We start from the raw sequence: 26620 nt of genomic DNA, 5'->3' as shown, positions 1-26620 counted from the left end.
GGCACCATCTGGTCATGACGGTCCATCACATCGTCCCGCCGTACCTGCTCGAGCACCTGGAGCGGACCGCGGATGACCCGAACCTGCGCGCTCGCTACCGCCAGTCGCTGCAGCACGACGCCGTGTTCCGGGCCCGGCCCTCGGCGACTCCTTCCCAGGATGCCGCTCCTTTCCAGGATGCTGCTCCTTCCCAGGATGAAGGGCCCGCACAAGGCCCGCGACGAGTCGTCCACGATGCGGAGCACGGCACCTCACTGCCCGGCACCGTGGTCCGCGCCGAGGGCGCGCCCGCCACCACGGACCTGGCGGTCAACCAGGCGTACGACGGGACGGGCGCGACCTGGGCCATGTTCCAGGAGTGCTTCGGGCGCGACTCGATCGACGGCGCGGGGCTGCTGCTGAGCTCGACCGTGCACTTCGACCGCGGCTACGCGAACGCCTTCTGGGACGGCGCGCAGATGGTCTTCGGCGACGGGGACGGGGAGATCTTCGGCGACTTCACCCGGTCCATCGACGTGACCGGCCACGAACTCACCCATGGCGTCACGCAGTACACGGCCAACCTCGCCTACGAGGGGCAGTCGGGCGCGCTGAACGAGAGCATCTCCGACGTCTTCGGATCGCTCGCCAAACAGCATCACCTCGGCCAGAGTGCCGCCGACGCCGACTGGCTGATCGGTGCCGGCATCTTTCGCCCGGGCGTCAGTGGTGCCGCACTGCGCTCGCTGAAGGCACCGGGCACGGCGTACGACGATCCGCGGCTGGGGCGGGATCCCCAGCCGGCCCACATGTCCGGATACGTCGAAACCACCGCCGACCACGGCGGCGTCCACATCAACTCGGGCATCCCGAACCACGCCTTCTACTTGGTGGCGAAGGAGCTCGGCGGCAACGCGTACGGGGATGCCGGCCGGATCTGGTACTCCACTCTCACCTCTGGCGAGTTGTCGGAGACGGCTACCTTCATCGACTTCGCCCAGGCCACGATCGCGGCGGCCACCACCCTCTTCGGCGCTGACTCCCCGCAGGTCTCCGCCGTCACCACGGCCTGGACCGAGGTGGGCGTCCTCCAGTCCGACACCGCGGACCCGTCCCAGCCACCGGAGTCCTCAGCTCAATCGGAGTCCTCAGAGCAATCGGAGGAATCGGAGCGGTCGCAGTCGTCGCAGCCTTCAGGGTCGGCGGAGTCCGTCGAGTTGATGCGAGCTGCGAACACAGCCCTCTCCACGCAAACTCCACCGCGGCCACCCGCCTCCATACCCCTGCCCTCCGACCAGCCGGCCGAGCCCGCCGCAGCCGACCCCGAAACCGCGGACCCGGACACCCCCGCCAACCCCTCCCGCCCCGAGACCCCTGCCTCCGGATCGGACTAGACCACCCGCGTATCGATGGGCCGCTGGAGCTGAGCCTCCGGCGGCCCGTTCGCTGGTTTGACCTCAAGTCTTGTTGAGGTACTACGGTCCGCAAGGTGACAGTTCATCCGCTGCGGCTGGTCCTGCTCGTCCGGAACTCCGAGCCGGGCAAGTTCGGCACGATCGTGGCCGACTGGTTCGGCCGGCAGGTGGAGCAACGCGACGACTTCAAGCTCGATATGGTGGACCTCGACCAGACGCCGTTGACCGAGCTGCCCGCGCGGATCGACGAGGCGGATGCGATCGTCATCGTCTGCCCCGAGTACAACCACGGCTATCCCGGTGACCTGAAGACCGCGATCGACGCCGTCCGCCGCCCCTGGTACGCCAAACCCGTCGCCTTCATCGTCTACGGCGGCCGCTCCGGGGGACTCCGTGCGGCCGAGCAACTCCGCCAGGTCTTCGGCGAGCTCCACGCCGTCACCATCCGCGAAACCCTCAGCTTCCATCAACCCACGGACCCGTTCACCCCCGACGGCAACCCGGCAGACCCCACCACCCCGCAGGCAGCCTCCACCCTCCTGACCCACTTGGCCTGGTGGGCCCGCCCCCTCCGCGAAGCCCGCACCTCCACCGCCTACCCCGCCTGATCCCGCCCACTCGGCGACACGCAGTACGGGTGGGTGGAATAGGGGTTGGGGACGGGTGGTTGGCTGTTGAACGTGAGTGTCGAAGGTATGCCGCTGTCCGTGCTCGACCTTTCGCCCGTGCCGACCGGGACGCGACCGTCCCAGGCGCTGCACGAGACCCTGGAGCTGGCGCGCACCGCCGAAGCCGCCGGGTATCAGCGGTACTGGCTCGCCGAGCACCACAACATACCGAGCGTGGTCAGCTCCAGTCCTGAGGTGATGATCGCGGCCGTCGCCGCGGCGACCTCGACGATCCGAGTCGGCTCCGGCGGGATCATGCTGCCGAACCACTCGCCGCTGAAGGTCGCCGAGACCTTCCGCGTGCTGGGCGGCCTCTACCCGGACCGGATCGACCTCGGCATCGGCCGAGCCCCCGGCACCGACCAACGCACCGCGCTGGCCCTCCGCCGCAGCCGCGAGGCTCTGAGCGCCGACGACTTCCCAGAGCAGTACACCGAACTGCGCGCGTACGCCGAGGGCTTCCCGGCGGGCCACCCGTTCGCCCCGATCTCCGCGCAGCCGGACGACGTACCGCTGCCGCCCGTGTGGATCCTCGGCTCCAGCGCGTACGGCGGCCAGGCGGCTGCCGCGCTCGGCACGGGCTTCGCCTACGCCGGCCACTTCGGCACCCTTGACCCGGCAGGCGTGATCCGCACCTACCGCGAGATGTTCCAGCCTTCGCCCGAGCAGTCCCAGCCGCACGCGATCCTCGCCCTGGCCGCGATCGTCGCCGAGACCGAGGAACGCGCCCAGGCTCTGGCTCGAGCGAACGAACTGTCCATGCTTCGTCTCCGCTCCGGCCGCCCCGGCCCGCTGCCGTCCCCTGAGGAAGCCGCGGCCTACCCGTGGTCCGAAGGCGAACGAGCAGCCGTCGAGGAATGGTCGGGCCTGGTCTCAGTAGGTACCCCGGACCAGGTAGCGGCAGACCTGGCACGCCGAGCGGAGTCCGCAGGCGCCGACGAGCTCATCATCACCACCAACATCCACAACCCGGCCGAGCGCCGCGCCTCGTACACCCTCCTCGCCAAAGCCTGGAACCTGAAGCCCCGCTAGTCCTTGGCCGAGTGATGGCCCAGCAGCCGGTCCGCGGCTAGCTTGTGGGGATGTATTTCCGGGTGCTGCTGACCGAGGTGCCGGACGGGCCTGCCGACGTACCGGAACACGAGCCGTTCATCGACTCCTTGATCAGCCGGCAGGCCGTGCTCCTGGGTGGAGCGTTCGAGGGAGAGCCGGCCACCGGCGTCTCCGCCGGTTATCTCCTCCGGTGCGCTGACCTCGCCGAGGCGCAGCAGATCGTGGCGAGCGATCCGCTGATCACCAGTGGCGCCTACCTGCCGGTGATCGCCCGGTGGGAGCTGGTGGGCATCGACGCGGAAGCCATCGACCCCGAGCTGCTCGTCTGACGCGTCAGGGAGTGGGGATGCCTCGGACGTGTTCGAAGATGAGGCTGGTTTCGGCGTGGCTGACCGCAGGATCTGCGGTGAGGTGGTCCAGGACGAACTCGCGGAGCGCGTCGGGGGAAGCGGCGGCCACGTGCAGCAGGTAGTCGTTGGCGCCGCTGACGTGGTACAGCGCGAGCACGCCCGGCAGGCGAGGAGCCTGGTGGCGGAAGCGGTCGATCTCGTCGCGTGAGTGGGCTCCGATCCGGATCGCCACCATCGCCTGCAGCGGCTGCCCGAGCGCCGCCAGATCCACGTCCGCGTGGAACCCGCGGATCACCCCGCGCTCGCGCAGCGCGCGGACTCTCGTCAGGCAGGTCGACGGCGCGATCCCGGTCGCCTCGGCCAACGCGTTGTTCGGCATCCGGCCGTCGGCCGTCAGCAGCCGGACCAGCTCCTGATCGACCTCGTCGAGCGCAGCGGGTACCGGCCGCGGGGCCGGTCCAGGCGTCCGACGATCCTTCGGCATGCCTCCACTGTAAGTCTCATCCACAGAATCCACAGCGTGTGGACAAGCCTGTGGACGAATTTTCTTCGGAACTATTGCGCTCAATCTGCAGAAGATTCCATCCTCGCCTCACCCGAAGGAGGCGAAGATGACTCAGCCCGACACCCGCTCCGTGCACGCCGGCCGTGACGACCTCCCCGCGCTCGGCGTCCACGTCCCGCCCATCGACCTCTCCACGACCTACCCGCTGCCCGGTGTGGCCGCCGGCGGCGCGTCGTACGACGCGCTGGCGCTCGGCAACGGCCCGGACGGCGGCAGCCTCGTCTACCAGCGCCTGTGGAATCCGAACGTCGCCCGCCTCGAGGAGGCTCTCGCCGAACTCGAGCAGTGCGAGGGAGCCGTCGCGTTCGGCAGCGGCATGGCCGCCCTCACCGCCTGCCTGCTGGCGACCGTCGCGGCGGGCCTCCCGCACGTGGTCGGCGTCCGCCCGCTGTACGGCGGCTCGGACCACCTGTTGTCCACAGGCCTCCTCGGTACGACGGTCACGTGGACGAGCCCGGGTGGTATCGCCGAGGCGCTCCAGCCGGACACCGGGCTGGTACTGGTGGAGACCCCCGCCAACCCGACGGTGGAACTCGTGGACATCGTCGAGGTGGTCCGCCTGGCCAACGGCGTACCGGTGCTGGTGGACAACACCTTCGCCACCCCGGTGCTCCAGCAGCCAAGAGCGCAAGGGGCCACGCTGGTCCTGCACTCGGCGACGAAGTACCTCGGCGGGCACGGCGACGTGATGGGCGGCTTGGTTGCCGCCGACACCGAGTGGACCGCCCGGCTCCGGCAGGTCCGTGCCCTCACCGGAGCACTCCTGCACCCGTTGGCGGCGTACGAGTTGCACCGCGGGCTCCAGACACTGCCGGTACGGGTGCGCGCGCAGCAGGCCTCGGCAGCCAAGGTGGCTGACTGGCTGAGCACCCACCCGGCTGTGGACAAGGTGTTTTACCCGGGCCTCCCCGAGTGCGACCCGCGCGGGCTGATCGGCCGGCAGCAGGCGGGGCCCGGCGCAGTACTGGCCTTCACCACCGCAGGCGGGTATGACGCCGCCGCCCGGGTGGCCGCGTCGCTTCGGCTGATTACCCATGCGGTGTCACTGGGCGGCGTGGACACCTTGATCCAGCACCCGGCCGGGCTGACTCACCGGCTGGTCGCGGACGAGGCCAAGCCGCACGCAGGGTTGCTGCGGCTCAGCATCGGCCTCGAAGACCCGGACGACCTCACCGGCGACCTGGCCCAAGCCCTCGCTCAGTAGTAGCTCACGCCGGAACGGGCGCTGGAGGACGCGTCAGTACCTCGTCGACGATCCCGTACTCCTGCGCCTGCTCCGGGGTGAACCAGCGATCCCGGTCGAAGTCCGTCTCGATCCGGTCCAGCGGCTGCCCGGTCCGGTCGGCGAGCAGCCTGGCCAAGTCCTTCTTGGCCAGGATCATCTGCTCCGCCTGGGTCTTGATGTCGGTCGCGGTCCCACCCATGCCGCCGAGCGGCTGGTGCATCATGATCCGCGAGTGCGGCAGCGCGAACCGCTTGCCGGGCGTGCCGCAGGTCAGCAGCACCTGGCCCATCGAGGCGACCAGCCCCATCGCGTACGTCGCGACGTCGTTGCTGATGAAGTTCATCGTGTCGTAGATCGCCAGTCCCGCCGACACCGAGCCGCCGGGGGAGTTGATGTACAGCGAGATGTCCGCCTTGGGGTCCTCGGCGTTCAGCAGGATCAGCTGGGCGCACAGGGCGTTCGCGTTCTCGTCCTTGATCTCTTCGCCGAGCACGACGATGCGCTGCCAGAGCAGGCGCTGGTAGATGTGGTTGTCGAGGGCATTCGGTGACGTGGTCTCGCTCATGTCTCCAGCGTGGGTGCCACGCGGCGGTATGGCCCGGGAATCTGCCCTTGGCAGATCTGCCCACCGCAGACCCGGGCGGGGTGGCACACTCGGTACAGGACATCGGACCGAGGAGGACCAGACGTGTTGCTACGCCAGGTGATCGGAAACGTCTTCCGCCGGCTGCGGCGCGAGCGGGGGATCACCCTGCGCGAGCTCGCCGACCAGGCCCAGGTGTCGGTGCCCTACTTGTCCGAGATCGAGCGCGGCCGCAAGGAGCCGTCCTCGGAGATCCTGGCCGCGATCTGCCGCGCGCTGGATCTCGAGCTGTCCGACCTGCTCGCCGAGGTGCAGTTCGACCTCGCCACCGCAGTGCGGGCCACCGTGCCGCTGCGGCTGCAGACCTCGTCGATTCGGGTGGCCGAGTCGTCGCCGCAGCGCACCGTTTCGTCCCCTGGGACGTACTCGACCTCCGCGCAGGCGTTCGCGCTGGTCGCCTAGGTAGTGCTCCGGTGGCCAGGTAGTGCTCTGGTACAGCAACCCGGCCGCTCGGGTCTGGCGCTGCTCAGCCGCGCCCGTTGACGTATTGGCCTTCCACCAAGGACTGGCCGACTACCGGCGGACGCCGCTGACCGAAGTACCGGCGTTAGCTGCAGAGCTAGGTGTCGGCCGCGTACTGGTGAAGGACGAGTCGCAGCGGCTGGGCCTGCCCGCCTTCAAAGCGCTCGGAGCCTGGTGGGCAATCCACCGCACGTTGCAGGACCGGCCGGCCGTGACTGAACTCGTCACCGCGACCGATGGCAACCACGGTCGTGCAGTAGCCCGCATGGCCGCCATGCTCGGCCTCGAGTCGCACGTGTTCATCCCGAACGTCGTGAGCGCTCCTGCGATCGAGGCCATTCGCTCCGAGGGCGCCACCGTCACGATCATCGAGGACTCGTACGACGCTGCTGTGGTTGCTGCGGCCGAGGCAGCCACCGATGGTGCTGTGCTGATCCAGGACTCGGCTTGGCCCGGCTATGAGGTCGTGCCGCAGCACATCGTCGACGGGTACTCGACGCTGTTCCGCGAGATCGACCTGCAGCCCGATCTGGTCGTAATACCGATGGGTGTGGGCTCCGTGGCTCAAGCGGCAGTCACCCACTACCGCAGCGGCTCAGTGGCGCCGTCAGTGCTCGGGGTGGAGCCCGCACGGGCTGCCTGCATCACCAGCAGCCTGCTAGCCGGCAAGCCCGTGACAGTGGAGACCAGTACAACCGTCATGGCCGGCCTGAACTGCGGTACCCCGTCCAGCCTCGCCTGGCCCGTACTGCGAGCCGGAATGGACGCATCCGTCACCGTGGAGGAGTCCCAGGCACTCCAAGCGGTCGACGACCTCGGTGCCGCAGGGATCTCCTCCGGTGCGAGTGGAGCCGCCACCCTGGCCGGCGTACGGGCCGCGCGAGACAAGTTGCCGCTGACCGATGACAGCACCGTCGTCCTGATCAGCACCGAAGCTGCGTCGCTCAACCTCCGGGATTGAGCACGGCGGTCAGGCGCTCGGTCGACACGCACGAGATCAGGCAGCGCTCCTTCGCGTCACCCAGCAGGTCCGCGGTCCACCGAGTGAACCCGCCATCGCCCAGATCGGCATCGCCCAGGCCCACGCCCAGCGCAGTACCGAAGTAGTAGTTCGATCCCGTCGTCCGCTCCGCATCCTCGGCGAACTCCACCTTGAGCGCAAGCCGCACGGTGTCGTCGATCCGCTCCCGTACTGCGGACGGCGCGAACATGGTGAAGGTCAGCCGTGCCTCATCGCCCAGTACGTCGTGCCAGAAGCGCAGGTGATCCACGAGCATCTCCGCCTCGACCCGTCCCGACCCCGTATCCCGCGCGCTCGACACCAGCGCGAACAACTGGAAGTGCGCGAACAGCCCGGGCCCGTCGACGGCCTGGGCGCGAACCACCCGCTGACAGGCGGCGAGGTCCACCCGGACCTGACCGGCCCGTCGGCGTACGGCGGCCTCGATCGCGAGTTCGTTGGTCGGGTCGCTCGCGACCTCCGTACTGCGGATGGTGCTGACCACCCGGTTCTGGTCGATCGTCGCGACGGACGAGCAGGTGCCGAGCGGGGTGACCGGCGACAACTCGACGCCCGCGAATCGCTCCGGCAGGCGTTCCCACAGCATCGCCTGGGTCTTCACGAGTGCTCGCGGATCCGCCGTGGACGGCCGGACGAACCGGTCCTCCTGCCAGCGCCGCATGACTCGCGCAGGAGTGACGGCCGCGGCGCGGGCGCGGCTGACCTCCAGCAGGACCGTCTGCAACTCCGACGGGCTCACGCCGGCAGTCAGACCTTCCCGAGCACCATCCGGAAGCTTCCGCCATACCCGCTCGCCAACATCGCTCATTCCCCAACCCTGCCGGACCGTCGGTGCGGTTGGCTTCCGAATTACCTGTCGGGCTGGACGAGCGCCCTTCTGTACCTACTAGTATGTACGGCAGTCGACGAAAGGGAGTGGGCGCGTGTACGCGATGCAGTACGAGATCACTTTGCCGGCGGACTACGACATGGGGATCATCCGGCGGCGGGTGGAGACATTGGGCGCGCGCACGGACGACTTCGACGGGCTGGGGGTGAAGGCCTACCTGGTCCAGGACCAGGCGAACGGCTCGACCGTGAATCAGTACGCGCCCTTCTACCTGTGGAACGACACGGCGGGGATGAGCCGGTTCCTCTGGGGCGGCGCCTTCTTCAGCGGGATCTGCAAGTCGTTCGGGCGCCCGATTGTGCGGCACTGGACCGGAGTGGAGACCCTGACCGGACCCGACATCGACCAGCCCGCGGTGGCCGCGACGAAGCACACGCTGATGCTGCCGCCTGACATCGATCCGGCCGAACCCGTCGCCGAGGCTGCCGAGGTCCTGCGGAGTACGGCCGCGATGGCGGGTGTCCACAGCTCGGCGATCGCGGTGGACCCGACCCGCTGGGAACTGGTCCACTTCACCTTGTGGAGCGGCGAACCAGGCATCGTGCCGGGCACGCGGTACCAGGTGCTGCACTTGTCCACACCCGGCACAAAAGATCTGTTCCGGCAGTGACTTCCCGGATACCTTCTTAGACATGACCTACTCGAGCCCGCACCTTTGACCTCCTGACCGCCTAGCTGCTCCGAGCCCCCCGATCCACCGACCGGGAGGGCTGCGATGAGCGCCGTACCGCGAAGCCTGTCCGCCCGCATCGTCGCGTACGAGGCGCTGCAGGACTTCATCCCGCTGTATCCGCTGTACCAGTTGCTGTTCACGGATCACGGGCTGTCGGCGGCCGAGATCTCGACGCTGTTCATCATCTGGTCGACGACCGCGTTCCTCCTCGAGGTGCCCTCGGGCGCCCTGGCGGACACGTTCTCCCGACGCAGACTACTGGTCCTCGGCTCGGTCCTCAGCGGACTGGGCTTCGCCAGCTGGATCGTCGTCCCCTCGTACGCCGGGTTCGCGCTGGGCTTCGTCCTGTGGGGTGTCAGCTCCGCGCTGATCTCCGGAACCTTCGAAGCCCTCGTGTACGACGAGCTCGCCGCGCGCGGGGCCGCCGACAGATATGCCGGGCTGATCGGTCGGGCGAGGTCGGCATCGCTGGTCCTCAACCTGGCGGCCACTCTGCTGGCAGCGCCGCTGTACGAGCTCGGCGGGTACCCCCTGGTGGGTGCCGTCAGCCTGCTCAGTTGCCTGATGCAAGTAGTTGTAGCCCTGTCCCTGCCTGAGGCGGCGCGTGTCGCCACGGCTGACGAAACGGAGGAGGTGGAGCCTGGCACCAGGCACGGGCCGTTGGGTCGGTATGCGCTGATGCTGCGCTCGGGTCTGGCCGAGGCGTCGACCAGCCGTACTGTCCGGAAGGCTGTTGCCCTGGTCGCGTTGCTGGGTGGATTCCTGGCGTTCGACGAGTACTTCCCCTTGCTGGCAAGGGATGTCGGCGCCTCGACGACGCTGGTGCCGTTGCTGATCGCCGGCACGGTGGCTGCCCAGGCGATCGGCGGTGCGCTCGCGGGACCGGCGTACCAGAGGCGCGCGTCGTTCTTCGGAGTGGCGCTGGGGCTGGCTGCCGGGTTGCTGGCCTGGGGATCGCTCAGCGGGACGGCGCAGGGCTTCGTGCCGATCGCCGTCGGATACGGGGTGATGCAACTCGTCATCGTCGTCGCCGAGGCACGGCTGCAGGACGCCATCCAGGGTCCTGCTCGCGCGACAGTGACGTCGGTGTCGGGGCTGTTCGCCGAGGTGTTCGCGGTGGCGGTCTACGCCGGGTTCGCGCTCGGGTCGGTCTGGTTCAGCCTGCCGATCCTGGTCGCGGGGCTGACCGTGCCGCTACTCCTGACGGCATTGATCACCCCGTTCACCCTGCCACCGCCGCGAGTTCGTGCCAACGACGATGCCGAGGAGCTAGCCGGCGAAGAGGGCGGACAGCGATGAGGCCATCCGGCGAACGAAGGGTGCGGTCGACGAAGTAGAACGACACGTCGTGCCGCCAGCCCCGCCCTCGGTCCGCCGAGGTTCGCGGTCCCGCGTTGGCGGGGGCTCACACTCGTGCGTTCTCGGGCGTTCAATATTCGGTGCCGGCCGAACGGTGGGGCGCCTACGGTCGGAGGGTGATGATGACGGATCGGCGGCAGGGTTTGCTCGCTGCGGGAGCGGCGGGCGTGACGGTGGTGCTCTGGGCCTCGGCCTTCGTGGCGATCCGGCATGTGGGACACGAGTTCTCGGCCGGTGCGCTGTCGCTGGGCCGGTTGCTCGTCGGCAGTCTGCTGCTCGGGGCGTTCGTCTTCAGCCGCCCTCGGCGCTGGCCCGCCCGGGGTGATTGGAAGTTGCTGCTGATCTGCGGCTTGTTGTGGTTCGGCGTCTACAACGTGGCTCTGAACGAGGCCGAACAACGACTCGACGCCGGTACCGCGGCCATGCTCGTGAACATCGGCCCGCTACTGATCGCGCTGCTGGCCGGTCTCCTGTTGGCCGAGGGATTCCCGCGGCAACTGGTGATCGGAAGCATCGCCGCGTTCGGTGGCGTCGTCCTGATCGGCACGTCGTCGTCCGAGGGCAAGGCCGAGACCTGGGGCGTGATCCTCTGCGTAGCGGCGGCCGTCGCCTACGCCATCGGAGTCGTCGCCCAGAAGCCGTTGCTCGGACGCCTTCCGGCACTGGAGGTGACTTGGCTGGCCTGCACGATCGGCGCCATCAGTTGCCTGCCCTTCGCCCCGGCCCTCGTTCGCGAGACGGCCGACGCACGGCCATCCACGATCTGGTGGGTCGTCTTCCTCGGTGCGTTCCCCACTGCCTTGGCCTTCACCACCTGGGCCTACGCCCTCGCGAGGACCAGCGCCGGGAAGATGGGCGCCACCACTTACCTGGTCCCACCCCTAACGATCTTCCTGGCCTGGCTCCTCCTGGACGAGGCGCCGGCTCCGCTCGCCTTCGCCGGGGGCGCCCTTTGCCTCCTCGGCGTCGCCATCTCCCGCCACAAGCCCAAGACCAAACCCCGCCAGGTCGCCTCCCCATCCCCCGACGAGACAGTCCCGGCCCCAGACTGACGCTCAGTCCGGCCGGACTCGGTTAGGTCCAGGTAGCGCTGAAGCCGTTGACCAGCGTAGTCAGTCCGGACTCGAAGCCCTCGGTGAAGTCGTAGTGCAGCCCTTCTTCGCCGAGGGATTCGACCACCCGGGTCAGCGTCGGAGCCTTGCCCGGTGGAAGGTTCTGGACCCGGGTCAGCAGATCCGGGGCGAGGTCGAAGGTGTCGGCGCGGACCGCGGCCTCTCCGAGCGAGAAGCCGTGGATGAAGTCGATCAAGGTGTTCACGGACTCGAAGATCTGGCGCGGCAAGAGGCCGGCACGATCCAGAGCGCGATAGAACGGTTCAACCGTGGTCACCACTACGTCGGAGACCGCGGACGTGTCGGAGAGGACCTGCAGCGCGAGGTTCGGATGGGCTCTCAAGGCGTTGCGATAAGCGCGGGCGGCGTCCTTCAGTTGGTCCTGCCAGGGGACGCCATCGCCAGGGTCGGGCGAGTCGACGTCCGCGAACACTAGTTCGGCCAGCCCGGCGAAGACCGCCGCCTTGTTCGGCAGATGGTGGTAGATCGACATCGGGTTCACGCCGAGCGTGGCGGCGAGCCGGCGCATCGTCATCGCGTCGATGCCCTCGTCGTCCACGATCCGCAGCGCCGCCTCGAGGATCGCCTGCCGGCTGAGCCGCTCCTCGCCCGACCGCGGCCGACCGCTGCGCCCGGGACCAGCCTTGCCAGCATTAACCATACGTCGTATGGTACAGAAATCATACGGCGTATGGCTAGCCGGGGAGTCCGGCGTTCGAGGAGGGAGCAGGGCATGAATGACAAGCCGTTGACGGGGAAGGTGGCGCTGGTGACCGGGGCGACCCGGGCGGCCGGGCGCGGAACCGCCGTGCAGCTGGGCGCCGCCGGGGCGACCGTCTACGTGACGGGACGGACGACCCGCGCACAGCAGTCGGAGATGAAACGGCCGGAGACGATCGAAGAGACCGCGGAACTGGTGGACGCGGCGGGCGGCCACGGCATCGCAGTACGGGTGGATCACACGGATCCTGAGCAGGTTCGTGCTCTCGTCGACCGGATCGAGGCCGAGCAGGGCGCCTTGCACATCCTGGTGAACGACATCTGGGGTCAGTCGGGCGAACCGGACTGGGACAAGACCGTCTGGGAGTCGGACCTCGACAGCGGCCTGCGGCTGTTCCGACTCGGCGTGGAGACCCATGCGATCACCAGCCACTTCGCGCTGCCGCTGCTGATCAAGTCGCCGGGCGGCCTCGTGGTGGAGATGACCGACGGCACCAACGACTACAACGTGACCAACTACCGGGTCTCCTTCTTCTACGACGTCGCCAAGGGCGCGGTGAGCCGGATGGCCTTCGCCCTGGCGCACGAGCTGGCGCCGCACCAGGCAACCGCAGTGCTGCTGTCGCCCGGGTGGTTGCGGTCCGAGGCGATGCTCGACGGATTCGGCGTCACGGAGGCGAACTGGCGCGACGCGACCGAGAACATCCCGCACTTCGCGATCTCGGAGAGCCCGTCGTACGTCGGTCGCGCGGTCGCCGCCCTCGCCGCGGACCCCGAGTTGGCGCGCTGGAACGGCAAGTCAGTGTCGAGCGGCGAGCTCGCCAAGGTCTACGGCTTCACCGACCTCGACGGCAGCCAGCCTGATGCCTGGCGCTACATCGTGGAGGTCCAGGACCCCGGCAAGCCGGCCGACACCACCGGCTACCGCTGAGCCCGGCCCTGTGGCCCCGCGCGTCAGAGCCGGTAGGTGCGACAGACCACATCGCCAAGACCTGAACCCACCAGCGGTAGGGCAGAGCCGTCGAGCGCCGTATGCGGGTGTGCTGCAGCGATCGGGATGCCAGTAGCGGCCGCTAGAGCCAGCACTTCGCGCCGGGAGGCCACCGCGACCACCGGGTCCCGCTCGTACACGTAGGTTAGCTCCGGCCACCGCGCCTGCGCCGGGTGCACCAGTACGTCCCCGCCAAGCACTGCCCGCTGAGTCACCACACACTGATGCCCAGGAGTGTGCCCCGGCGTCGGCAACAGCCGCAGGCCGCCGTCCAGCAAGGTCTCACCTTCGACGGCGCGGAGTTGCCCGGCGTCGGCGATCGGCTGGATCAACCGCTCGTACGTCGGTCCGCCGTGCGCGTGATCCAGCTCCGCCTGCTGCACCACGTACGTCGCGTTGCCGAAGCGCGGGTGCTCCCCGGCGGTGTTCCAGCCGGCGTGATCGAGGTGTATGTGGGTGAGGATCACCGTGCCGATGTCGGCCTCGCGTACGCCGGCGGCCTCGAGGAGCTCGGGGAGTCGCCCGGTCGTCCCCAGCCAGTTCGCCGCCTCTCCACCGGCCGGGCCGATCCCGGTGTCGACCAGCGTGGCACCCCGGTCGCTGGTCACCAGGTAGCTGTGGAAGTGCAGCCACCAGCCGCCGGCGGCATCCACGTTCCCCGGGAGGTTCGCCTCGGTCCAGTGCTGGTGCTCAGGCGACCATCCGGGCAGCGCCGCCTCCACGGGCTCGGGGAACACCGCCACCGCATCGCACAACACCGACACGTCCACGCGAACCCCCTGACCAGCAAGCGGATGCAGCTGATCTCACGCTAGATCAGGTCAGGAGCATCCACCCGGCGAGGTGCTCAGGGCAGGAGCATCCACCCGGCGAGGTGCTCAGGGCAGGAGCATCCAGACGGCGAGGGTGGTCATGACGAGGGCGATGCCGGCGTCGAGGAACTGCCAGGCGCGGGGCCGGGCGAAGACGGGTCCGAGCTTGCGGGCCAGGAACCCGAGCGCGAAGAACCACCCGAAGCTGGCGGCGACCGCGCCGACACCGTAGAGCCAGCGCCCGTCCGAGCCCCGCTGGTTCGCCAACGCGCCGAGCAGCACCACGGTGTCGAGATAGACGTGCGGGTTGAGATACGTGAACCCGAGACAGGTCAGTACGACGCTGCGCAACGCGGCCGGCGCGTGATCCGCCGGGCTCATCACGCCGGGGTTGATCGCCCGCCGCGCCGCGATCACGGCGTACCCGAAGAGGAATGTGGCACCGCCGTACTTCGCGATGCTCAGCGCGAGGGGGCTGCTGGTCAGGAGTGCTCCGAGGCCGGCGATTCCGCCGGAGATCAGGAGAGCGTCGGAGAGGGCGCAGGTCAGCACCACCGGCAGGACGTGCTCGCGGCGCAGCCCCTGCCGCAGGACGAAGGCGTTCTGCGCCCCGATCGCGACGATCAGGGACAGCGACGTGGCAAAGCCGGCGAGGAGGGGCATGTCTCGACCGTAGGGTCGTCGCGACAGGTATTCCAGCTAAAGATTCTTCATCACCATTAGCTGCACTTCATCGCCCAATAGACTCCGCAGTATGCAGATCGATGCAGCGCAGCTGGACACCTTCGCGGCCGTGATCGACGAGGGCAGCTTCGACGCGGCCGCGCGACGCCTGCAGATCACCCCGTCGGCCGTCAGTCAGCGGATCAAGGCGCTGGAGACCCACCTCGGACAGGTGCTGATTCAGCGGACCAAGCCGGCCAGGAGTACGGAGGCAGGGGAGGCGCTTCTCCGCCTCGCACGGCAGGTGTCGCTGTTGGAGTCCGAGGCGATCGCCGCGGTCAAGGGCAAGGCCGAAGGCCTGCGGCTGCCGATCGCGGTGAACGCGGACTCGCTGAACGGGTGGTTCCTGCCGGCGCTGCTCGCAGTACCGCCGGAGTTGGTGACCGCGTTCGACCTCCGTCAGGAGGATCAGGACCACTCGGCCGAACTGCTCCGGAACGGCACCGTGCTCGCCGCGGTGACAGCTGACCCGAGGCCGGTGCAGGGCTGCCGGGTTCAGGCGCTCGGGAAGATGCGCTACCTGTCGATCGCGAGCCCGGAGTTCGCCGAGCGCTGGGTGACCGGCCGACCGCTCCCCGAGGCGCTCGCGGTGGCGCCGATGATGGTGTTCAACCCGAAGGACATGCTGCAGCATCGGCTGATCCGCAAGGTCACCCGCCGCCGGCTCGACCCGCCGGTGCACTCGATCCCGGCGCCGGGACCGTTCGTCCGGGCGATCCGCCTCGGTCTGGGCTGGGGGATGATCGAGGAAGAGGTCGTCGAACGGGATCTCGCCGCCGGCCGCCTGGTCGAGGTTGCCCAAGGCAAATATGTGGACGTGCCGCTCTACTGGCAACACTGGAAACTCGACTCGGCCGTGCTCACCGCCCTCACGACCGCGGTCCTCCAAGCGGCCCGGGCGGGTCTGCGGACCTCCTGAGATCCCCGCCCGGAGATCGGCCGGAGAGGAGGAATCGGTGGCCGATGCGGCTAGGGTCGGAGCATGAAGAAGGCTGTGTTCGTGGCGCTGGGCATCCTGGTCACGGTGGTGGGCGTCGTCTGGGCGCTGCAGGGGCTCGGGTATATCGGCGGCAGTTCGATGACCGGAAGCTCGCTCTGGGCGATCGTCGGGCCGATCGTCGCTGCGTTCGGAGTGTCCCTGATCTACGTCAGCGTCCGAGGTCCGCAGAAGAAGCGGTAGACGGCAATTCCTCTGGTTCCCAGCGCATGGCCATCGGGTTGTCGGGTGGGACCGCGCCGGACGCCATGATCATGCCGCTGATCGGGCGGATCAGGCGGTCGAGCTCCGCGGCGGCCTCGTCGCCGAAGACTGACCAGCCCTGCTCGGCCAGTCTGTCGGTGGTGTCCTCGACCTGCTGACGCAGCGCGCGACCCGCCTCGGTCAGTACGCTGTCCGTGTCGAGCAGGCCTCGTGACTTGAGGTCGTCCTCGGCTTCGGCCCACTCCTCGTCGCTCCAGCGGCGGTTGACCTGGAACACCTGCTTGGGCGGTCCACCTGCGGCAGAGATGGTGATACACGCCTGGCAAGGGCTCAACTCCGCCCCGACCAACGCGGCGACGTGCCCGTCCCCTCTGGACTCCCGGAGGATGGTGGTCGCCTGCCACAAGACCAGGTGCGGTTCGTCGGGCCACTCCAGCGCCGCGTTGGCCGCGCCGAGAGCCCTGCCCGCTACCGGAGCCAGCTCGGCCGCCCGACGAGCCAGCTCAGCCGTACGGCGTACCGACGTACCGGGGTCGGGCAGGAGACGGCGTACTGCGCTGTCGACCGCCTTGAGGCGAGCGGCGAGCAGCTGCTCGGGTGAGGCGTAGTTCCAAGCGTCGGGGATCGCGCGGGCGACCATCGACGGGTGGAAGTTGTAGAAGAGTGCCGCGACCACGTCTGGGCCTACTGCGCCGAGGGGAGCCGCCCGGCAGCCGAAGTAGCTCATCCAGCCACCGCGCAGACCTAGTGCGTCAGTGGCCTGTCTGGTGTCGGGCGCGAAGTAGCTGATCGCGTGGTACGGCTCCAGGACTCGCCACATGCGCCGGGCGCGGGACTCGCTCATGAGCCGATCCAAGCAGACTTCCGCGCCATAGGCGGTCAGAGTGGGCGGTGCATGACATGGAGACCTACGTAGCCGTGGGTCGGGTGGTGGAAGGCTTCGGGGACGGTGCCGATGATCTGGAAGCCGAGCGCCTGCCAGAGCTTCACCGCCGACTCGTTCGTCTCGACCACCGCGTTGAACTGGATCGCGCGGAAGCCCTCCCGGCCGGCCCAGTCGATCATGTCCTGGCAGAGGGCACGGCCCACGCCCTTGCCGCGAGCAGACGCGTCCACCATGAAGCTGGCACTCGCGACGTGCGCACCGGGCCCCGGCCGGTTCGGGTACATGTTGGCGCTGCCCAGGACAGTGCCATCAGCATCGACCGCGACGCTGGTTCGGGCCTGCGGTGAGTTCGACGGCGCCATCCATAGCGACTCGGCCTGCTCCCGCGTCATCGCGGGGTCGTAGGCGTAGGTCTCCTGGGCGGTGACGATCTGGTGGAAGAAGGGCCAGATCGCCGGCCAGTCGGCGGCAGTCGCGTCTCGGATCTCCACAGCGGCCTCTCTCATCGGCTCGGCTCCCCGTGGCGAGCGAGCGGTTTCCAGGTGCGAAAAGCATCACGCGCTGAGCGGTCGATGCCAACTGGATTCCGTGCCGCACGGTTAGACTCGCGGGGGATGACAAACACCGTTGTCCAAGGGTTGCCGCGCTGGAGTCTGGCCGTGCCCCCGCTCGCTCTCGTCGTCCTGGGGTCGCGACCTCGGCGCAGTACTCATCGTCCTCGTCTGCTTGGGTCTCGGCGCCGCGGTGATCGCCGCCGTCCACCACGCGGAAGTGGTCGCGCATCGCGTCGGCGAACCGTTCGGCACGCTGATCCTGGCCCTCGCGGTGACCGTGATCGAGGTCGCGCTGATCGTGACTCTGATGGCGTCCGGTGGAGACAAGGCGGCCTCGCTGGCGCGCGACACGGTCTTCGCCGCGGTGATGATCACCTGCAATGGGATCGTCGGACTCGCGCTGGTGGTCGGGTCGGTCCGGCACACGACGCAGCAGTTCCGGGTGCACGCGTCGGGGAGTGCGCTCGCCGTGATGACCGCGCTGGTCACGCTCAGCCTGGTACTGCCGACCTTCACCACCAGTACTCCGGGCGCCACCTTCAGCCCGGCCCAGCTCGCCTTCGCCGGGGTGGCGTCGCTGACGATGTACGGCGTCTTCGTCTTCGTCCAGACCATCCGGCACCGTGACTACTTCCTCCCGGTGGTCGCCGAAGAGGCCGCAGCGGCTGGGGTGGGGATGGTCGCGGAGGCTTCCCCTAGGGCGGGGCAAGAGAGCGCGGGAGGCGGGGCCGGCTCGGAGGCCGAGGAGGTGCCGATCGCTGCCGATCTTCTAGATGACGAAGAGGACGGGGAAGTACACGCGGCGGCGCCGAGTGGGCAGGTCGCGCTGCTCAGCCTGGGCCTGCTGTTCCTGTGCCTGATCGCGGTCGTCGGCCTGGCGAAGACGGTCTCGCCCAAGCTCGAGGACGCGGTCGAGTCGGCAGGTGCTCCGGTCGCCGTGGTCGGCGTCGTCATCGCCTTGCTGGTGCTGCTCCCGGAAACCGTCGCCGCGGTCCGAGCCGCCTTGCGAAACCGGCTGCAGACGAGCCTGAATCTCGCACTCGGTTCAGCGCTGGCCAGCATCGGGCTGACGATCCCGGCGATCGCGGTCGCGTCCATCTGGCTCAGCGGCCCGCTGGTCCTGGGACTCGGCGGCACGGAGATGGTCCTGTTCGCGCTGACGGTGATCATCAGCATGCTGACGCTGGCGACCGGCCGGGCCACGCTGCTCCAGGGCGCGGTTCACCTGATGATCTTCAGCTCCTTCGTCTTCCTCGCGGTGAGCCCGTAGCGGCAGTCGACGAGACTCAGCCGCGAGGAGGACGAAGCACCTCAGAGGGCGGCGAGGTAGTCGACGACGTGCTGCTGGTGGTTGTGCTCGGCCCAGCCCTGCGGAGTGCTGTTGTAACCACGGTCGCGGATGGTCGGATCGGCTCCGAGCTCGATCAGCTTCTTCACCGTCTCCAGGTGCCCGTGGAACGCGGCCTGATGCAGCGGCGTGTTCATCCCGACGACATTCAGGTCGAAGCCCAGTTCCTTCAACGGTTCCAGCGCCTCGGTCCGTCCGAGTTCGGCCGCCCGCAACGGCAGGAAGCGATTCCGCTGCACCGCCCGGGCCGCCAGGTCGTCGTCAGCCTCGAACGACTTGCCCTGCATCACCGCGGCGTACAGCTCATGAACGTCGTCGAGCGGCGCCGCACCATGGGCCAGCAGGAGTTCCGCGACCTCGGTGTGCCCGACCACGGCGGCCAGTTCATACGCCCGATGACCGCAGAAGATCGGATGCTCGCTCCCGCGGCCGTCCGGATCGGTGCCTTGGGCAAGCACTAGCTGCACCCGGTGGACCAGGCCTTCCGAGGACGCGAAGACCAGCTCGTCCTCCAGGAGCTGTCGTGGCGGGTGATGTACGGTCGTCAACCGCTCGTGCCACGGCCCGCCATCCCCTCGGCCGAGCCCGAATTCGAGCAGCAGCTCGAGGTGGGCATCGTCGTACGGCGGCGAACACCCCGGTCCGCAGTTGTACATCGTCTGGCTGTCGTTCGCATCGGCCCCTGCCTCGAGCAGCAGCCGGGCCAGGGCGAGCCGACTCTGGTGCGGCGGCTGATCACCCTCGCCCCGGCCGAAGGCACCCGTCAACGCGGTGAACGGCGACGGAAATCCCTCCCAGAGGTACCCGGCGTTGGGATCAGCACCATGAGCCAGCAGCAGCCGGGCGATCTCCACCGGCGCCTCCGGCGTCACGTCGAGGCGCGAATAACTCAAGTAGAGCAGGGGTTCCCATCGGTACGGGCCACTTTCACGACTGGCCAGCGCGCCGTCCCGGGCCAGCTCCGCACGAACCGCCGGTACGTCGCCGGCCACCACCATCGTGTGGATGTTGCTCAGGGCAACGTCAGGGAACTCCGCCAGCAGTTCGCGCGCGGCGCTCCGGCGTACCGGGTCGTCCGAGCCGTACTGCAAGGTGGCGAGCCTGAGGAACTCGTCGGCCCGCCGGCCCGGGGTGTCCAAGGGTCCGCCGATCGCCTGGCGGTGGGGATAACGGCTGTACTGCGTGATCAGGTCGAGGTGATGCGTGAGCCGCGACCAACTGGCGAACCCATAGCTGCGGGCGATCACCAACTGGGCGTCGGCCAGGTTGCCGACGGGGTGGAACTCGGCGGCGAGTGCGACAGCCGCGGGATCCGCGGCCCGGACCTGCTTGAGCAGGGTCTTGGCCTGCTTCTTCAGGTGCTCGAGGCTCGGGGGATTGGGGAGTTGACGGGTCGGCATGGCGACCTCCTCTCTACGTGCCCGCTGTCCGCGTCGTCGGGCGAGAAAGGAGGTGGCTGGTACCGCGCAACCTCGGAACCAGGTGGGCTGAGCCCTTCCCGCGGACCGGTGGCACCCTGAGCGCCTGACGCCGATCCTACGCCCGGGGCGGGCTCAGGTCTTCTCCATCCACCACTCGGTGAACTCGTGCGCGCGCCCGTCCCGGTCCAGCCGGATCACCCACAGGTTGCTGAACTCGCTCGGCGGGTCCGTCAGGTACGTCGTCCAGCCGCGGACGAAGCCGACCCCGTCCCCGAAGCCGAGCACCTGGTAGTCGAAGGTCGTCTCCCCGGGCGCGTCCGCGACCTCGAGCCAGGCGTCGACGATCGCGTCCCGGCCGAGCACCGGCTCTTCGTCCGGCCGGCGGTAGAGGGCGGCGTCCTCGGTCCACAGCGCGGCGATGTCCGCCGGATCGTTCGTCTCCCAGGCCCGTCGGTACCGCGCGATCCACCGCTCCAGCACCTTCTCCCGCATCCCTCGCATCACTGCATCCTGCCGTCCCCCGAGCACAACCTCACGCGGGCACGCGGGCAGGGCACGCAGATGAAGCCGGGGTGGAGAGGAGACGCAGGTCACCACGAGCAGGTGTTGAACGTGTTCAAAAGTCGGGCTTACGCTCAGAGCGTTCAAGAGTTGAACGTGTTCAAATGGCGAGGATGAGGCGACGATGACGATGACGGTGACGACGTACCTGCTCTATCTGCTGATCGCGGTACCGCTGACGATCTGGGTGGCGCGGACGCTGAGCCGGAACGGGCGGATCTTCCTGGTCGACGTGTTCCACGGGAACGAGGACTTCGCGGACGCGGTGAACCGCCTGCTGGTGGCCGGCTTCTACCTGGTCAACCTGGGGTTCGTGACGCTGTTCCTGCGGACCGGCGACACGGTGGTCGACGCGCGGGGGCTGATCGAGGCGCTGAGCGTGAAGGTCGGCATCGTGATGGTGGTGCTGGGGGTGCTGCACCTGGTGAACGTGTGGGTCTTCAACTCGATCCGCCGCCGCAGCCGGATCGAGGAGATGGCCGCGCCGCCGGTCCCGCCGAATGGGTTCGTGGGCGGGCAGCCGCTCACCGGCACGCAGCAGCCGATGCCGTCCGGCTACTGACCGATCATGCAGCAGCTAGTAGTCCTGTACGACGCGCAGTGTGGCCTCTGCAGGCGGTTCAAGGAGTGGCTGGCGGCTCAGCGGCCGGCCCCGAACGGTGATTACTCTGACTGACGTGACGGACAGTGCGACCGCCAAGGGTGAGCAGACGCGTGAGCTGATCCTGTCGACCGCCCTGCGGTTGTTCCGCGAGCAGGGCTACGGCAAGACCACGATGCGCGCGATCGCCGCGGAGGCGGGCGTCTCGGTCGGCAACGCGTACTACTACTACAGCTCCAAAGAGCACCTCATGCAGGCGTACTACGACCACCTTCAGGTGCAGCACCGTGAGGCCGTCGCCGGCATCCTGGCCGGGGAGAAGTCCTTCACCAAGCGGCTCACCGGAGTACTGGAGAGCTGGCTGGAGGTGTCGGCGCCGTACCACGAGTTCGCCGGCACCTTCTTCAAGGCGGCGGCCGAGCCGAAGAGTCCGCTGTCCCCGTTCAGCGAGCAGTCGCGACCGGCCCGCGAGGCGAGCGTCGAGATCTTCCGTCAGGTGGTGGACGGATCCGACCTGAAGCTCCCGGCCGACCTCCGGGCCGAACTGCCCGAGCTGCTCTGGCTGATGCAGATGGGCATCGTGCTGTTCTGGGTGCACGACGACAGCGAGGGGCTGCGCCGGACCCGGACCCTCATCGTCAGCACGGTCCCCCTGGTCGACCGGCTGCTCCGCCTGACTCGCATCCCAGGCGTCAAAGGCGTCGCGAACGACCTGGTCGGCGTCATCCGCAAGCTCAAGGCCTAGGCCCTGGACGGCGGCCGGCCGCGTTTATTCGCCGGTCAGGCCGTCGACGCGTTCGCGGAGCAGGTCGGCGTGGCCGTTGTGGCGGGCGTACTCCTCGACCATGTGGATGTAGAGCCAACGCAGCGAGTACTCCGCGTCGCCCCGCGGTCGCTTGAACGTGTGGTCGAGGGAGTAGACCGCGGCGAGCTCGTCCGACGTCCGGATCGCTGCCTTCAGGTCGGCGAGATCCTGCTCGGCCCGAGCCGGGTCGACCAGGTCGAAGTCGCCATCCGGATGCTCCTCAGTCCACAGCTCCAGCTGCAGAGGCCGCCCCGCGAGGCACATCTGGAACCAGTACCGCTCGACCTCGGCGAGATGCCGGATCAACCCCAGCAGGCTCATCGTCGACGGCTCGGTGCTCGCCCGGACGAGTTCCTCGCCGGTCAGGCCGGAGGTCTTCCACAACAACGTGCCCCGGTGAAAGTCGAGAAATCCCTGCAGTAGTTCACGCTCCCCACCCAGGTTGGGCGGATCCGTGCGGAAGGCGTCGGCTGTGCTCACGGCCTGAACCTACCTGGTGATCCTGCTGCTTGACATCAGCCGTCAAGTACTTGACGATCTATGTCAAGCAGAGCGAGAAGGGTCGCCTATGGACGAGTTGGCCCAACAGTTGGTGGGGATCATCGAGCGCAGGCTGCTCGACCCGCTGGAGATCCTGATCGACTCCGACCTCGCCAACCTCCGGAGGAAAGCCGAAGCCGCGGCTGGATCCTTCGCCGCCCGCCTGCTCGGCCCTGACGACAAAGACGCGGCCTGGGCTGCCGCGACCCTGATCGGTGCGCTGTATCCGGGCGACACCGCGTTCGACCCGCCCGCCGACTGGTGGCGTACTCCGCTGGGCCGCGCAGTGCTGCGTCGGGTCGGCCACCCCAGCGCGACCGCGGTCCCTTATGCGCTGGCTGGAGCGATGCTCGGCATCACCCGCCAGGGAGTTCACGACTTGGTTGTCAGAGGCAAGCTTTCGCGCGACCCCGACGGCGGGGTCACGGTGTCATCGGTCCGCGAACGAGAGTTGGGACGCTCATGATCACCACCTACGAGTACGGCGAGGCCGGCCCGCGAGTGCTCCTCCTGCATGGCGGCGGTGGGAACGCGGATCAGTGGCAGGAGTTCGCGAAACACCTCGACGGGTTCCGTCTGACCGCAGTCGACCTGCCCGGCCATGGGGGATCCAGCGACAGTTCCTGGCAGTGGGACGAGGTGCTGGACGAGCTGGAATCCCTTGACCTCGGCAACCCGTTCGTGGTCGGGCACTCGCTCGGCGGGATGCTCGCCGTGCGCTGGGGCAGGCGACACCCGGAATGCCCTGGCGTGGTGAACCTGGACGGCAACGGCTGGCCTACGAAGTACCCAGGGCTGGTGGAGGTCGAGCCCGCACGCGAGAAGCTGAACGAGGTCTTCAAGGCGCAAGCGGACGCGATGGCGGCGCCGCTGACGCCGGAGATCGAGGAGATGCTCGTCACTCAGCAGCCGTACCTCCGGCGAAATCTCGTCCGCAGAAACGGGCAGATCTTCCTACGCCCCGAGCGTCCGGCCCTCGACGTCATCCGCGAACTGATCGCCGCCCCGAACGCACGACCGACCTGTACGACGGTCTGCGCTGCCCGGCGCTCGCCGTCGTCGCCACCAGACTGTTCCCCGCTCAGGAACTCTTCGCCGACCTGTTCCGCGCCCAGCAGCGCGGTGTCGTCGAGGACCTGCGCGGCCGGGAGGAGCAGGACGCGCGCGGTTGCCGGGTGGTCGAGTTCGACGGGTCGCACGGGATGCTCTTCGAGGACCCGGCCGGAGTGGCGGCGCTGGTCCGGGAGTTCCTGACGCCGCACTGAGTTTGGATACTCTCCGCAGATGGTCGCGGGGTGACGTACACTATCTGTGACGGCCCGCCCAGTTCTGCCTCGGGCCGATTCAGTGCACACGCTGCGCTAGCAGTCGACCACCACGCGCCGCGGCCCACCTGGCTGCGCCGGGCAGGACGACCCCCGACTTTCTTGGAGTACTTCATGGCGGCTAGCCGCCCCGGTAACACCACGCCCACTTCCACCCCCTCTACCTCTCTTCCGCGCGCCCAGGGTGAGGCCCCGGCGCGCCCCCGCCGCCGTCGCCGGACCGGTGCCAGCGGCAACAACCAGAACGGGATCGCCCAGAACGGGAACACCCAGATCGGAACCACGCTGAACGCCTCCTCCACCACCGCATCCCCGCAAGGCACCGTCAACGGCTCACGCCGGCCGGCTGGTGACACCGCCCCGCAGAGCCAGCGCGCCCCGCGCACCCGTCGCGGCGGCAACCAGCGCGGCACCGACTCCCGCAGTACCGGCTCCCGCGTCGAGCGCGTGGTCGAGACGGCTGTGGAGAGCGGGGCGTACGACGAGCTCGACGTGCCGGTGATCGGCGACGACATGACGTTCGCCGAGCTCGGCGTACCGGCCGGGCTGGTCAAGGTGCTCGCGTCGACCGGTGTGGTCAAGCCGTTCCCGATCCAGGCGGCGACGCTGCCGGACTCGCTGGCCGGCAAGGACGTGCTCGGTCGCGGCCGGACCGGTTCCGGCAAGACCTACGCGTTCGTGCTGCCGGTGCTCGCCCGGCTCGCGGCCAGCGGCACCAGGCGCCGGCCGAACCAGCCGCGCGCGCTGATCCTCGCGCCGACCCGTGAGCTCGCCACCCAGATCCAGGCGTCGATCACGCCGCTGGCGGACGCGCTCGACCTGCGCACCATGACGATCTTCGGCGGCGTCGGCGCCGGCCCGCAGATCAGCGGCCTGCGCCGCGGCGTCGACATCGTCGTCGCCTGCCCCGGTCGGCTCGAGGACCACGTCAAGTCTGGGCACGCGAAGCTCGACGCGATCGAGATCACCGTGCTGGACGAGGCCGACCACATGGCCGACCTCGGCTTCCTGCCCGCCGTCCGGCGGATCCTGGAGGCGACCCCGGCGAAGGCCCAGCGGCTGCTCTTCTCGGCCACCCTGGACGCCGGCGTCGACGTACTGGTCAAGCGGTTCATGAAGTCGCCCGTCACGCACAGCGTCGACTCGGCCCAGTCGCCGGTGTCGAAGATGACGCACCACGTGCTGCACGTGCAGTCCGACACCCGGCTGCCGGTGCTGGTCGACCTGACCGCCGCACCGGGCCGCACGCTGGTCTTCACCCGCACGAAGTACGGCGCGAAGTCGCTCACGAAAAAGCTGATCGCACTCGGCGTACCGGCGGTGGAACTGCACGGCAACCTGTCGCAGAGCGCCCGCACCCGGAACCTCGAGGCCTTCTCCGACGGCTCGGCGAAGACGCTGGTGGCGACCGACATCGCGGCCCGCGGCATCCACGTCGACGACATCACGCTGGTGATCCACGCGGACCCGCCGATCGAGCACAAGGCCTACCTGCACCGCTCCGGCCGTACTGCGCGCGCCGGCGCCGAGGGGACCGTCATCACGCTGATGACGGACGACCAGGTCCGCGACGTCCGGGACCTGACCCGCAAGGCCGGTATCTCCGCCAAGGTGACCAAGCTCCGCGTCGGCGACCCGCTGCTCGTGCAGCTGGCGCCGGGTGAGCGCACCTTCGTCACCCCGCCGGTGAAGTCCGCGGTCCAGTCGGAGTCGGTACGCCGCACCGGTGCCGGCGGATCTTCCGACGGCCGGGGCCGTGGTGGTGGTCGCCGTCGCCGCGCCGCCGGACCGGGCGCGCCGCGTGCGGCCGGCCAAGGCACTCGCAGCGGAGGTGGCCAGGGCGGTAAGTCGCGCGGCAACCCCCGCGGTGGCGCCTCTGCCCCGAAGAGCTACAGCACCACCACGCCGGGCGCGACCAGCCGCCCAGCTGGCGCAGCAGCCTTCTCCGCTGGCACCCGCGCAGGTCGCGGCCGCTAGTCACTCGAAGCGACAGAAGGCCGGACTGACCCCAGGGTCGGTCCGGCCTTTCGCTTGCACTGCGGCGGGCCCGGTCAGGAATTCTCTGACTGGGCCCGTCTCGCGCGTAAGGCACGGACTCGGCCTCGGCTGGCGCAGGCGGGGTTCGGGCACCAGCGGCGGCGGCCAGAGGGGTCGCTGAAGACGCCTCGGCAGTCGTGCTCGGGGCAGGCGGACAGGAACCCGCGCTCGGGTCCGGTCAGGTGGTCGACGGCCTGGCGAGCGATCCTGCCGAGAGCCTCGGCAGCTGTCTTCGGGCGCTCGCGAGTCAGCCGGTCCGTGAGCGCCAGGCGGATCGGCGCGGGGTGAGTCTGCAGGAAGCGGTCGAGCGCGCTGACGTCGGTCGGCTTCGGCTCGTCGCCGTCCACGGTCGCGAGTGCGATCGGGCGCAAGAGTTCGCGCAGTTCCCAGGTCCGTTGGAGGTCGCGGTTCGACAGCTTCCGCGCCGGGCTCAGTTCGGCCCGCTCGAACCACTCAGTCAACCGCTCGACCGTCGGGATCCGCTCGACCGGATGCTCGCCGAAGTGCGTGCCGCGGGTCGCCAGCAGGTTCAGCCAGGTCGCCCCGAGATCGAACCGCAGCGCCATCCGGTCGTTCACCCCACCCTCCAACTCACAGCGCCCCCGCACTCTCCAGCCCACAGCACCCTCCGGGGCCTCTGAATATCTACCTGGACAGCGTAACGCCTCGCCCGTTACCGTC

General features: G+C 68.9%; 31 protein-coding genes. 19 read left to right on the top strand and 12 right to left on the bottom strand.

Annotated elements, in window-relative coordinates:
• Nucleotides 1–14: 14 nt before the first annotated feature.
• The 4 genes from ACFPJ1_RS05340 (at nt 15) to ACFPJ1_RS05325 (ending at nt 3444) form a co-directional block, all read left to right on the top strand.
• The gene (locus tag ACFPJ1_RS05340; protein ID WP_380101721.1) at nt 15–1373 is read left to right on the top strand and encodes a M4 family metallopeptidase; all 1359 of its coding nucleotides are present in this window, start codon (nt 15–17) and stop codon (nt 1371–1373) included.
• Nucleotides 1374–1468: 95 nt separating this feature from the next.
• Nucleotides 1469–2002: an NADPH-dependent FMN reductase gene (locus ACFPJ1_RS05335; protein ID WP_380101720.1), complete on the top strand. Its 534-nt coding sequence runs from the start codon at nt 1469–1471 to the stop codon at nt 2000–2002.
• A 72-nt stretch (nt 2003–2074) separates the two neighbouring features.
• Nucleotides 2075–3094 (top strand): LLM class flavin-dependent oxidoreductase, encoded by a 1020-nt coding sequence (locus ACFPJ1_RS05330; protein WP_380101719.1) that lies wholly within the window; start codon nt 2075–2077, stop codon nt 3092–3094.
• A gap of 50 nt (nt 3095–3144) precedes the next feature.
• The gene (locus tag ACFPJ1_RS05325; RefSeq protein ID WP_380101718.1) at nt 3145–3444 is read left to right on the top strand and encodes a YciI family protein; all 300 of its coding nucleotides are present in this window, start codon (nt 3145–3147) and stop codon (nt 3442–3444) included.
• Nucleotides 3445–3448: 4 nt separating this feature from the next.
• Here ACFPJ1_RS05325 and ACFPJ1_RS05320 read toward each other — a convergent pair whose 3' ends face one another.
• A complete protein-coding gene (locus ACFPJ1_RS05320; RefSeq protein ID WP_380101717.1) occupies nt 3449–3949 on the bottom strand; it encodes an Lrp/AsnC family transcriptional regulator in 501 nt (166 codons plus the stop codon).
• A gap of 127 nt (nt 3950–4076) precedes the next feature.
• Between ACFPJ1_RS05320 and ACFPJ1_RS05315 the strand changes: the two genes are divergently transcribed.
• Nucleotides 4077–5234 carry a trans-sulfuration enzyme family protein gene (locus ACFPJ1_RS05315; RefSeq protein ID WP_380101716.1) on the top strand — a complete coding sequence of 386 codons (1158 nt, stop codon included), beginning with the start codon at nt 4077–4079 and terminating at the stop codon, nt 5232–5234.
• Between the two features lie 4 nt (nt 5235–5238).
• On the opposite strand, the gene ACFPJ1_RS05310 is transcribed toward ACFPJ1_RS05315, so the two are convergent.
• The gene (locus ACFPJ1_RS05310; protein ID WP_380101715.1) at nt 5239–5820 is read right to left on the bottom strand and encodes a ClpP family protease; all 582 of its coding nucleotides are present in this window, start codon (nt 5818–5820) and stop codon (nt 5239–5241) included.
• A gap of 123 nt (nt 5821–5943) precedes the next feature.
• Between ACFPJ1_RS05310 and ACFPJ1_RS05305 the strand changes: the two genes are divergently transcribed.
• Nucleotides 5944–6300, top strand: a complete 357-nt coding sequence (locus tag ACFPJ1_RS05305; RefSeq protein ID WP_380101713.1) for a helix-turn-helix domain-containing protein — start codon at nt 5944–5946, stop codon at nt 6298–6300.
• Nucleotides 6301–6322: 22 nt separating this feature from the next.
• Complete coding sequence (locus ACFPJ1_RS05300) at nt 6323–7321, top strand: pyridoxal-phosphate dependent enzyme (protein WP_380101712.1); 999 nt, start codon at nt 6323–6325, stop codon at nt 7319–7321.
• Here the strand turns inward: ACFPJ1_RS05300 and ACFPJ1_RS05295 are convergent.
• Nucleotides 7305–8189 carry a hypothetical protein gene (locus tag ACFPJ1_RS05295; RefSeq protein ID WP_380101711.1) on the bottom strand — a complete coding sequence of 295 codons (885 nt, stop codon included), beginning with the start codon at nt 8187–8189 and terminating at the stop codon, nt 7305–7307. The genes ACFPJ1_RS05300 and ACFPJ1_RS05295 overlap by 17 nt on opposite strands.
• Before the next feature lie 124 nt (nt 8190–8313).
• Here ACFPJ1_RS05295 and ACFPJ1_RS05290 point away from each other — a divergent pair, with 124 nt between their 5' ends.
• The 3 genes from ACFPJ1_RS05290 to ACFPJ1_RS05280 all read left to right on the top strand — a co-directional run bounded on the left by ACFPJ1_RS05290 (nt 8314) and on the right by ACFPJ1_RS05280 (nt 11354).
• Nucleotides 8314–8880, top strand: coding sequence for a DUF4865 family protein (locus ACFPJ1_RS05290; RefSeq protein ID WP_380102370.1), 567 nt, complete (start codon nt 8314–8316; stop codon nt 8878–8880).
• 105 nt (nt 8881–8985) lie between these two features.
• On the top strand, nt 8986–10242 hold the full coding sequence (locus ACFPJ1_RS05285; protein WP_380101710.1) for an MFS transporter: 1257 nt from the start codon (nt 8986–8988) through the stop codon (nt 10240–10242).
• A gap of 179 nt (nt 10243–10421) precedes the next feature.
• Complete coding sequence (locus ACFPJ1_RS05280) at nt 10422–11354, top strand: DMT family transporter (protein ID WP_380102369.1); 933 nt, start codon at nt 10422–10424, stop codon at nt 11352–11354.
• 22 nt (nt 11355–11376) lie between these two features.
• Here the strand turns inward: ACFPJ1_RS05280 and ACFPJ1_RS05275 are convergent, their stop codons facing one another.
• Nucleotides 11377–12075, bottom strand: a complete 699-nt coding sequence (locus tag ACFPJ1_RS05275) for a TetR/AcrR family transcriptional regulator (RefSeq protein WP_380101709.1) — start codon at nt 12073–12075, stop codon at nt 11377–11379.
• Nucleotides 12076–12147: 72 nt separating this feature from the next.
• Between ACFPJ1_RS05275 and ACFPJ1_RS05270 the strand changes: the two genes are divergently transcribed.
• Nucleotides 12148–13065, top strand: a complete 918-nt coding sequence (locus tag ACFPJ1_RS05270; RefSeq protein ID WP_380101708.1) for an SDR family oxidoreductase — start codon at nt 12148–12150, stop codon at nt 13063–13065.
• A 23-nt stretch (nt 13066–13088) separates the two neighbouring features.
• Here the strand turns inward: ACFPJ1_RS05270 and ACFPJ1_RS05265 are convergent, their stop codons facing one another.
• Nucleotides 13089–13895, bottom strand: coding sequence for an MBL fold metallo-hydrolase (locus tag ACFPJ1_RS05265; RefSeq protein ID WP_380101706.1), 807 nt, complete (start codon nt 13893–13895; stop codon nt 13089–13091).
• Nucleotides 13896–14003: 108 nt separating this feature from the next.
• Entirely contained in the window at nt 14004–14600 is a 597-nt protein-coding gene (locus ACFPJ1_RS05260) for a LysE/ArgO family amino acid transporter (protein ID WP_380101704.1), read from the bottom strand.
• A 91-nt stretch (nt 14601–14691) separates the two neighbouring features.
• On the opposite strand from ACFPJ1_RS05260, the gene ACFPJ1_RS05255 reads away from it, so the two are divergent.
• Both ACFPJ1_RS05255 and ACFPJ1_RS05250 read left to right on the top strand, forming a co-directional pair.
• Nucleotides 14692–15579, top strand: coding sequence for a LysR family transcriptional regulator ArgP (locus ACFPJ1_RS05255; RefSeq protein WP_380101703.1), 888 nt, complete (start codon nt 14692–14694; stop codon nt 15577–15579).
• Between the two features lie 63 nt (nt 15580–15642).
• Nucleotides 15643–15840 (top strand): hypothetical protein, encoded by a 198-nt coding sequence (locus tag ACFPJ1_RS05250; protein WP_380101702.1) that lies wholly within the window; start codon nt 15643–15645, stop codon nt 15838–15840.
• Here the strand turns inward: ACFPJ1_RS05250 and ACFPJ1_RS05245 are convergent.
• Together ACFPJ1_RS05245 and ACFPJ1_RS05240 are read right to left on the bottom strand one after the other, a co-directional pair.
• Nucleotides 15809–16705, bottom strand: coding sequence for an SCO6745 family protein (locus tag ACFPJ1_RS05245; protein ID WP_380101701.1), 897 nt, complete (start codon nt 16703–16705; stop codon nt 15809–15811). The two genes, ACFPJ1_RS05250 and ACFPJ1_RS05245, sit on opposite strands and share 32 nt — an antisense overlap.
• A gap of 35 nt (nt 16706–16740) precedes the next feature.
• On the bottom strand, nt 16741–17253 hold the full coding sequence (locus tag ACFPJ1_RS05240) for a GNAT family N-acetyltransferase (RefSeq protein WP_380101699.1): 513 nt from the start codon (nt 17251–17253) through the stop codon (nt 16741–16743).
• 121 nt (nt 17254–17374) lie between these two features.
• Here ACFPJ1_RS05240 and ACFPJ1_RS05235 point away from each other — a divergent pair, with 121 nt between their 5' ends.
• Complete coding sequence (locus ACFPJ1_RS05235; protein WP_380101697.1) at nt 17375–18571, top strand: calcium:cation antiporter; 1197 nt, start codon at nt 17375–17377, stop codon at nt 18569–18571.
• 41 nt (nt 18572–18612) lie between these two features.
• On the opposite strand, the gene ACFPJ1_RS05230 is transcribed toward ACFPJ1_RS05235, so the two are convergent.
• Together ACFPJ1_RS05230 and ACFPJ1_RS05225 are read right to left on the bottom strand one after the other, a co-directional pair.
• A complete protein-coding gene (locus tag ACFPJ1_RS05230; protein ID WP_380101696.1) occupies nt 18613–20049 on the bottom strand; it encodes an ankyrin repeat domain-containing protein in 1437 nt (478 codons plus the stop codon).
• 153 nt (nt 20050–20202) lie between these two features.
• Nucleotides 20203–20571: a YybH family protein gene (locus tag ACFPJ1_RS05225; protein ID WP_380101695.1), complete on the bottom strand. Its 369-nt coding sequence runs from the start codon at nt 20569–20571 to the stop codon at nt 20203–20205.
• Between the two features lie 184 nt (nt 20572–20755).
• Here ACFPJ1_RS05225 and ACFPJ1_RS05220 point away from each other — a divergent pair, with 184 nt between their 5' ends.
• On the top strand, nt 20756–21193 hold the full coding sequence (locus tag ACFPJ1_RS05220; RefSeq protein WP_380101694.1) for a hypothetical protein: 438 nt from the start codon (nt 20756–20758) through the stop codon (nt 21191–21193).
• 115 nt (nt 21194–21308) lie between these two features.
• Nucleotides 21309–21977, top strand: coding sequence for a TetR family transcriptional regulator (locus ACFPJ1_RS05215; protein ID WP_380101693.1), 669 nt, complete (start codon nt 21309–21311; stop codon nt 21975–21977).
• Between the two features lie 24 nt (nt 21978–22001).
• Here ACFPJ1_RS05215 and ACFPJ1_RS05210 read toward each other — a convergent pair whose 3' ends face one another.
• The gene (locus tag ACFPJ1_RS05210) at nt 22002–22517 is read right to left on the bottom strand and encodes a DinB family protein (protein WP_380101692.1); all 516 of its coding nucleotides are present in this window, start codon (nt 22515–22517) and stop codon (nt 22002–22004) included.
• 88 nt (nt 22518–22605) lie between these two features.
• Here ACFPJ1_RS05210 and ACFPJ1_RS05205 point away from each other — a divergent pair, with 88 nt between their 5' ends.
• The 3 genes from ACFPJ1_RS05205 to ACFPJ1_RS05195 all read left to right on the top strand — a co-directional run bounded on the left by ACFPJ1_RS05205 (nt 22606) and on the right by ACFPJ1_RS05195 (nt 25879).
• Nucleotides 22606–23043 carry a hypothetical protein gene (locus ACFPJ1_RS05205; RefSeq protein ID WP_380101691.1) on the top strand — a complete coding sequence of 146 codons (438 nt, stop codon included), beginning with the start codon at nt 22606–22608 and terminating at the stop codon, nt 23041–23043.
• Nucleotides 23040–23831, top strand: coding sequence for an alpha/beta hydrolase (locus tag ACFPJ1_RS05200; RefSeq protein WP_380101689.1), 792 nt, complete (start codon nt 23040–23042; stop codon nt 23829–23831). The genes ACFPJ1_RS05205 and ACFPJ1_RS05200 overlap by 4 nt, the downstream gene beginning before the upstream one ends.
• Nucleotides 23832–24016: 185 nt before the next feature.
• Entirely contained in the window at nt 24017–25879 is a 1863-nt protein-coding gene (locus ACFPJ1_RS05195) for a DEAD/DEAH box helicase (RefSeq protein ID WP_380101688.1), read from the top strand.
• A 74-nt stretch (nt 25880–25953) separates the two neighbouring features.
• Here the strand turns inward: ACFPJ1_RS05195 and ACFPJ1_RS05190 are convergent, their stop codons facing one another.
• The gene (locus tag ACFPJ1_RS05190) at nt 25954–26517 is read right to left on the bottom strand and encodes a CGNR zinc finger domain-containing protein (protein WP_380101686.1); all 564 of its coding nucleotides are present in this window, start codon (nt 26515–26517) and stop codon (nt 25954–25956) included.
• Between the last annotated feature and the right edge of the window lie 103 nt (nt 26518–26620).

This window comes from Kribbella qitaiheensis, assembly GCF_042657745.1.
In the GTDB taxonomy this organism is placed as follows: domain Bacteria; phylum Actinomycetota; class Actinomycetes; order Propionibacteriales; family Kribbellaceae; genus Kribbella; species Kribbella qitaiheensis.
This window is presented reverse-complemented; position numbering and strand designations above follow the sequence as displayed.

Coding starts and splice junctions, on each gene's coding strand:
- ACFPJ1_RS05340 (WP_380101721.1), top strand. CDS start 15: ATGACGGTCCATCACATCGTCCCGCCGTACCTGCTCGAGCACCTGGAG.
- ACFPJ1_RS05325 (WP_380101718.1), top strand. CDS start 3,145: ATGTATTTCCGGGTGCTGCTGACCGAGGTGCCGGACGGGCCTGCCGAC.
- ACFPJ1_RS05320 (WP_380101717.1), bottom strand. CDS start 3,949: ATGCCGAAGGATCGTCGGACGCCTGGACCGGCCCCGCGGCCGGTACCC.
- ACFPJ1_RS05315 (WP_380101716.1), top strand. CDS start 4,077: ATGACTCAGCCCGACACCCGCTCCGTGCACGCCGGCCGTGACGACCTC.
- ACFPJ1_RS05310 (WP_380101715.1), bottom strand. CDS start 5,820: ATGAGCGAGACCACGTCACCGAATGCCCTCGACAACCACATCTACCAG.
- ACFPJ1_RS05295 (WP_380101711.1), bottom strand. CDS start 8,189: ATGAGCGATGTTGGCGAGCGGGTATGGCGGAAGCTTCCGGATGGTGCT.
- ACFPJ1_RS05290 (WP_380102370.1), top strand. CDS start 8,314: ATGCAGTACGAGATCACTTTGCCGGCGGACTACGACATGGGGATCATC.
- ACFPJ1_RS05285 (WP_380101710.1), top strand. CDS start 8,986: ATGAGCGCCGTACCGCGAAGCCTGTCCGCCCGCATCGTCGCGTACGAG.
- ACFPJ1_RS05280 (WP_380102369.1), top strand. CDS start 10,422: ATGATGACGGATCGGCGGCAGGGTTTGCTCGCTGCGGGAGCGGCGGGC.
- ACFPJ1_RS05275 (WP_380101709.1), bottom strand. CDS start 12,075: ATGGTTAATGCTGGCAAGGCTGGTCCCGGGCGCAGCGGTCGGCCGCGG.
- ACFPJ1_RS05270 (WP_380101708.1), top strand. CDS start 12,148: ATGAATGACAAGCCGTTGACGGGGAAGGTGGCGCTGGTGACCGGGGCG.
- ACFPJ1_RS05260 (WP_380101704.1), bottom strand. CDS start 14,600: ATGCCCCTCCTCGCCGGCTTTGCCACGTCGCTGTCCCTGATCGTCGCG.
- ACFPJ1_RS05255 (WP_380101703.1), top strand. CDS start 14,692: ATGCAGATCGATGCAGCGCAGCTGGACACCTTCGCGGCCGTGATCGAC.
- ACFPJ1_RS05250 (WP_380101702.1), top strand. CDS start 15,643: ATGAAGAAGGCTGTGTTCGTGGCGCTGGGCATCCTGGTCACGGTGGTG.
- ACFPJ1_RS05245 (WP_380101701.1), bottom strand. CDS start 16,705: ATGAGCGAGTCCCGCGCCCGGCGCATGTGGCGAGTCCTGGAGCCGTAC.
- ACFPJ1_RS05240 (WP_380101699.1), bottom strand. CDS start 17,253: ATGAGAGAGGCCGCTGTGGAGATCCGAGACGCGACTGCCGCCGACTGG.
- ACFPJ1_RS05230 (WP_380101696.1), bottom strand. CDS start 20,049: ATGCCGACCCGTCAACTCCCCAATCCCCCGAGCCTCGAGCACCTGAAG.
- ACFPJ1_RS05225 (WP_380101695.1), bottom strand. CDS start 20,571: ATGCGAGGGATGCGGGAGAAGGTGCTGGAGCGGTGGATCGCGCGGTAC.
- ACFPJ1_RS05220 (WP_380101694.1), top strand. CDS start 20,756: ATGACGATGACGGTGACGACGTACCTGCTCTATCTGCTGATCGCGGTA.
- ACFPJ1_RS05205 (WP_380101691.1), top strand. CDS start 22,606: ATGGACGAGTTGGCCCAACAGTTGGTGGGGATCATCGAGCGCAGGCTG.
- ACFPJ1_RS05200 (WP_380101689.1), top strand. CDS start 23,040: ATGATCACCACCTACGAGTACGGCGAGGCCGGCCCGCGAGTGCTCCTC.
- ACFPJ1_RS05195 (WP_380101688.1), top strand. CDS start 24,017: ATGGCGGCTAGCCGCCCCGGTAACACCACGCCCACTTCCACCCCCTCT.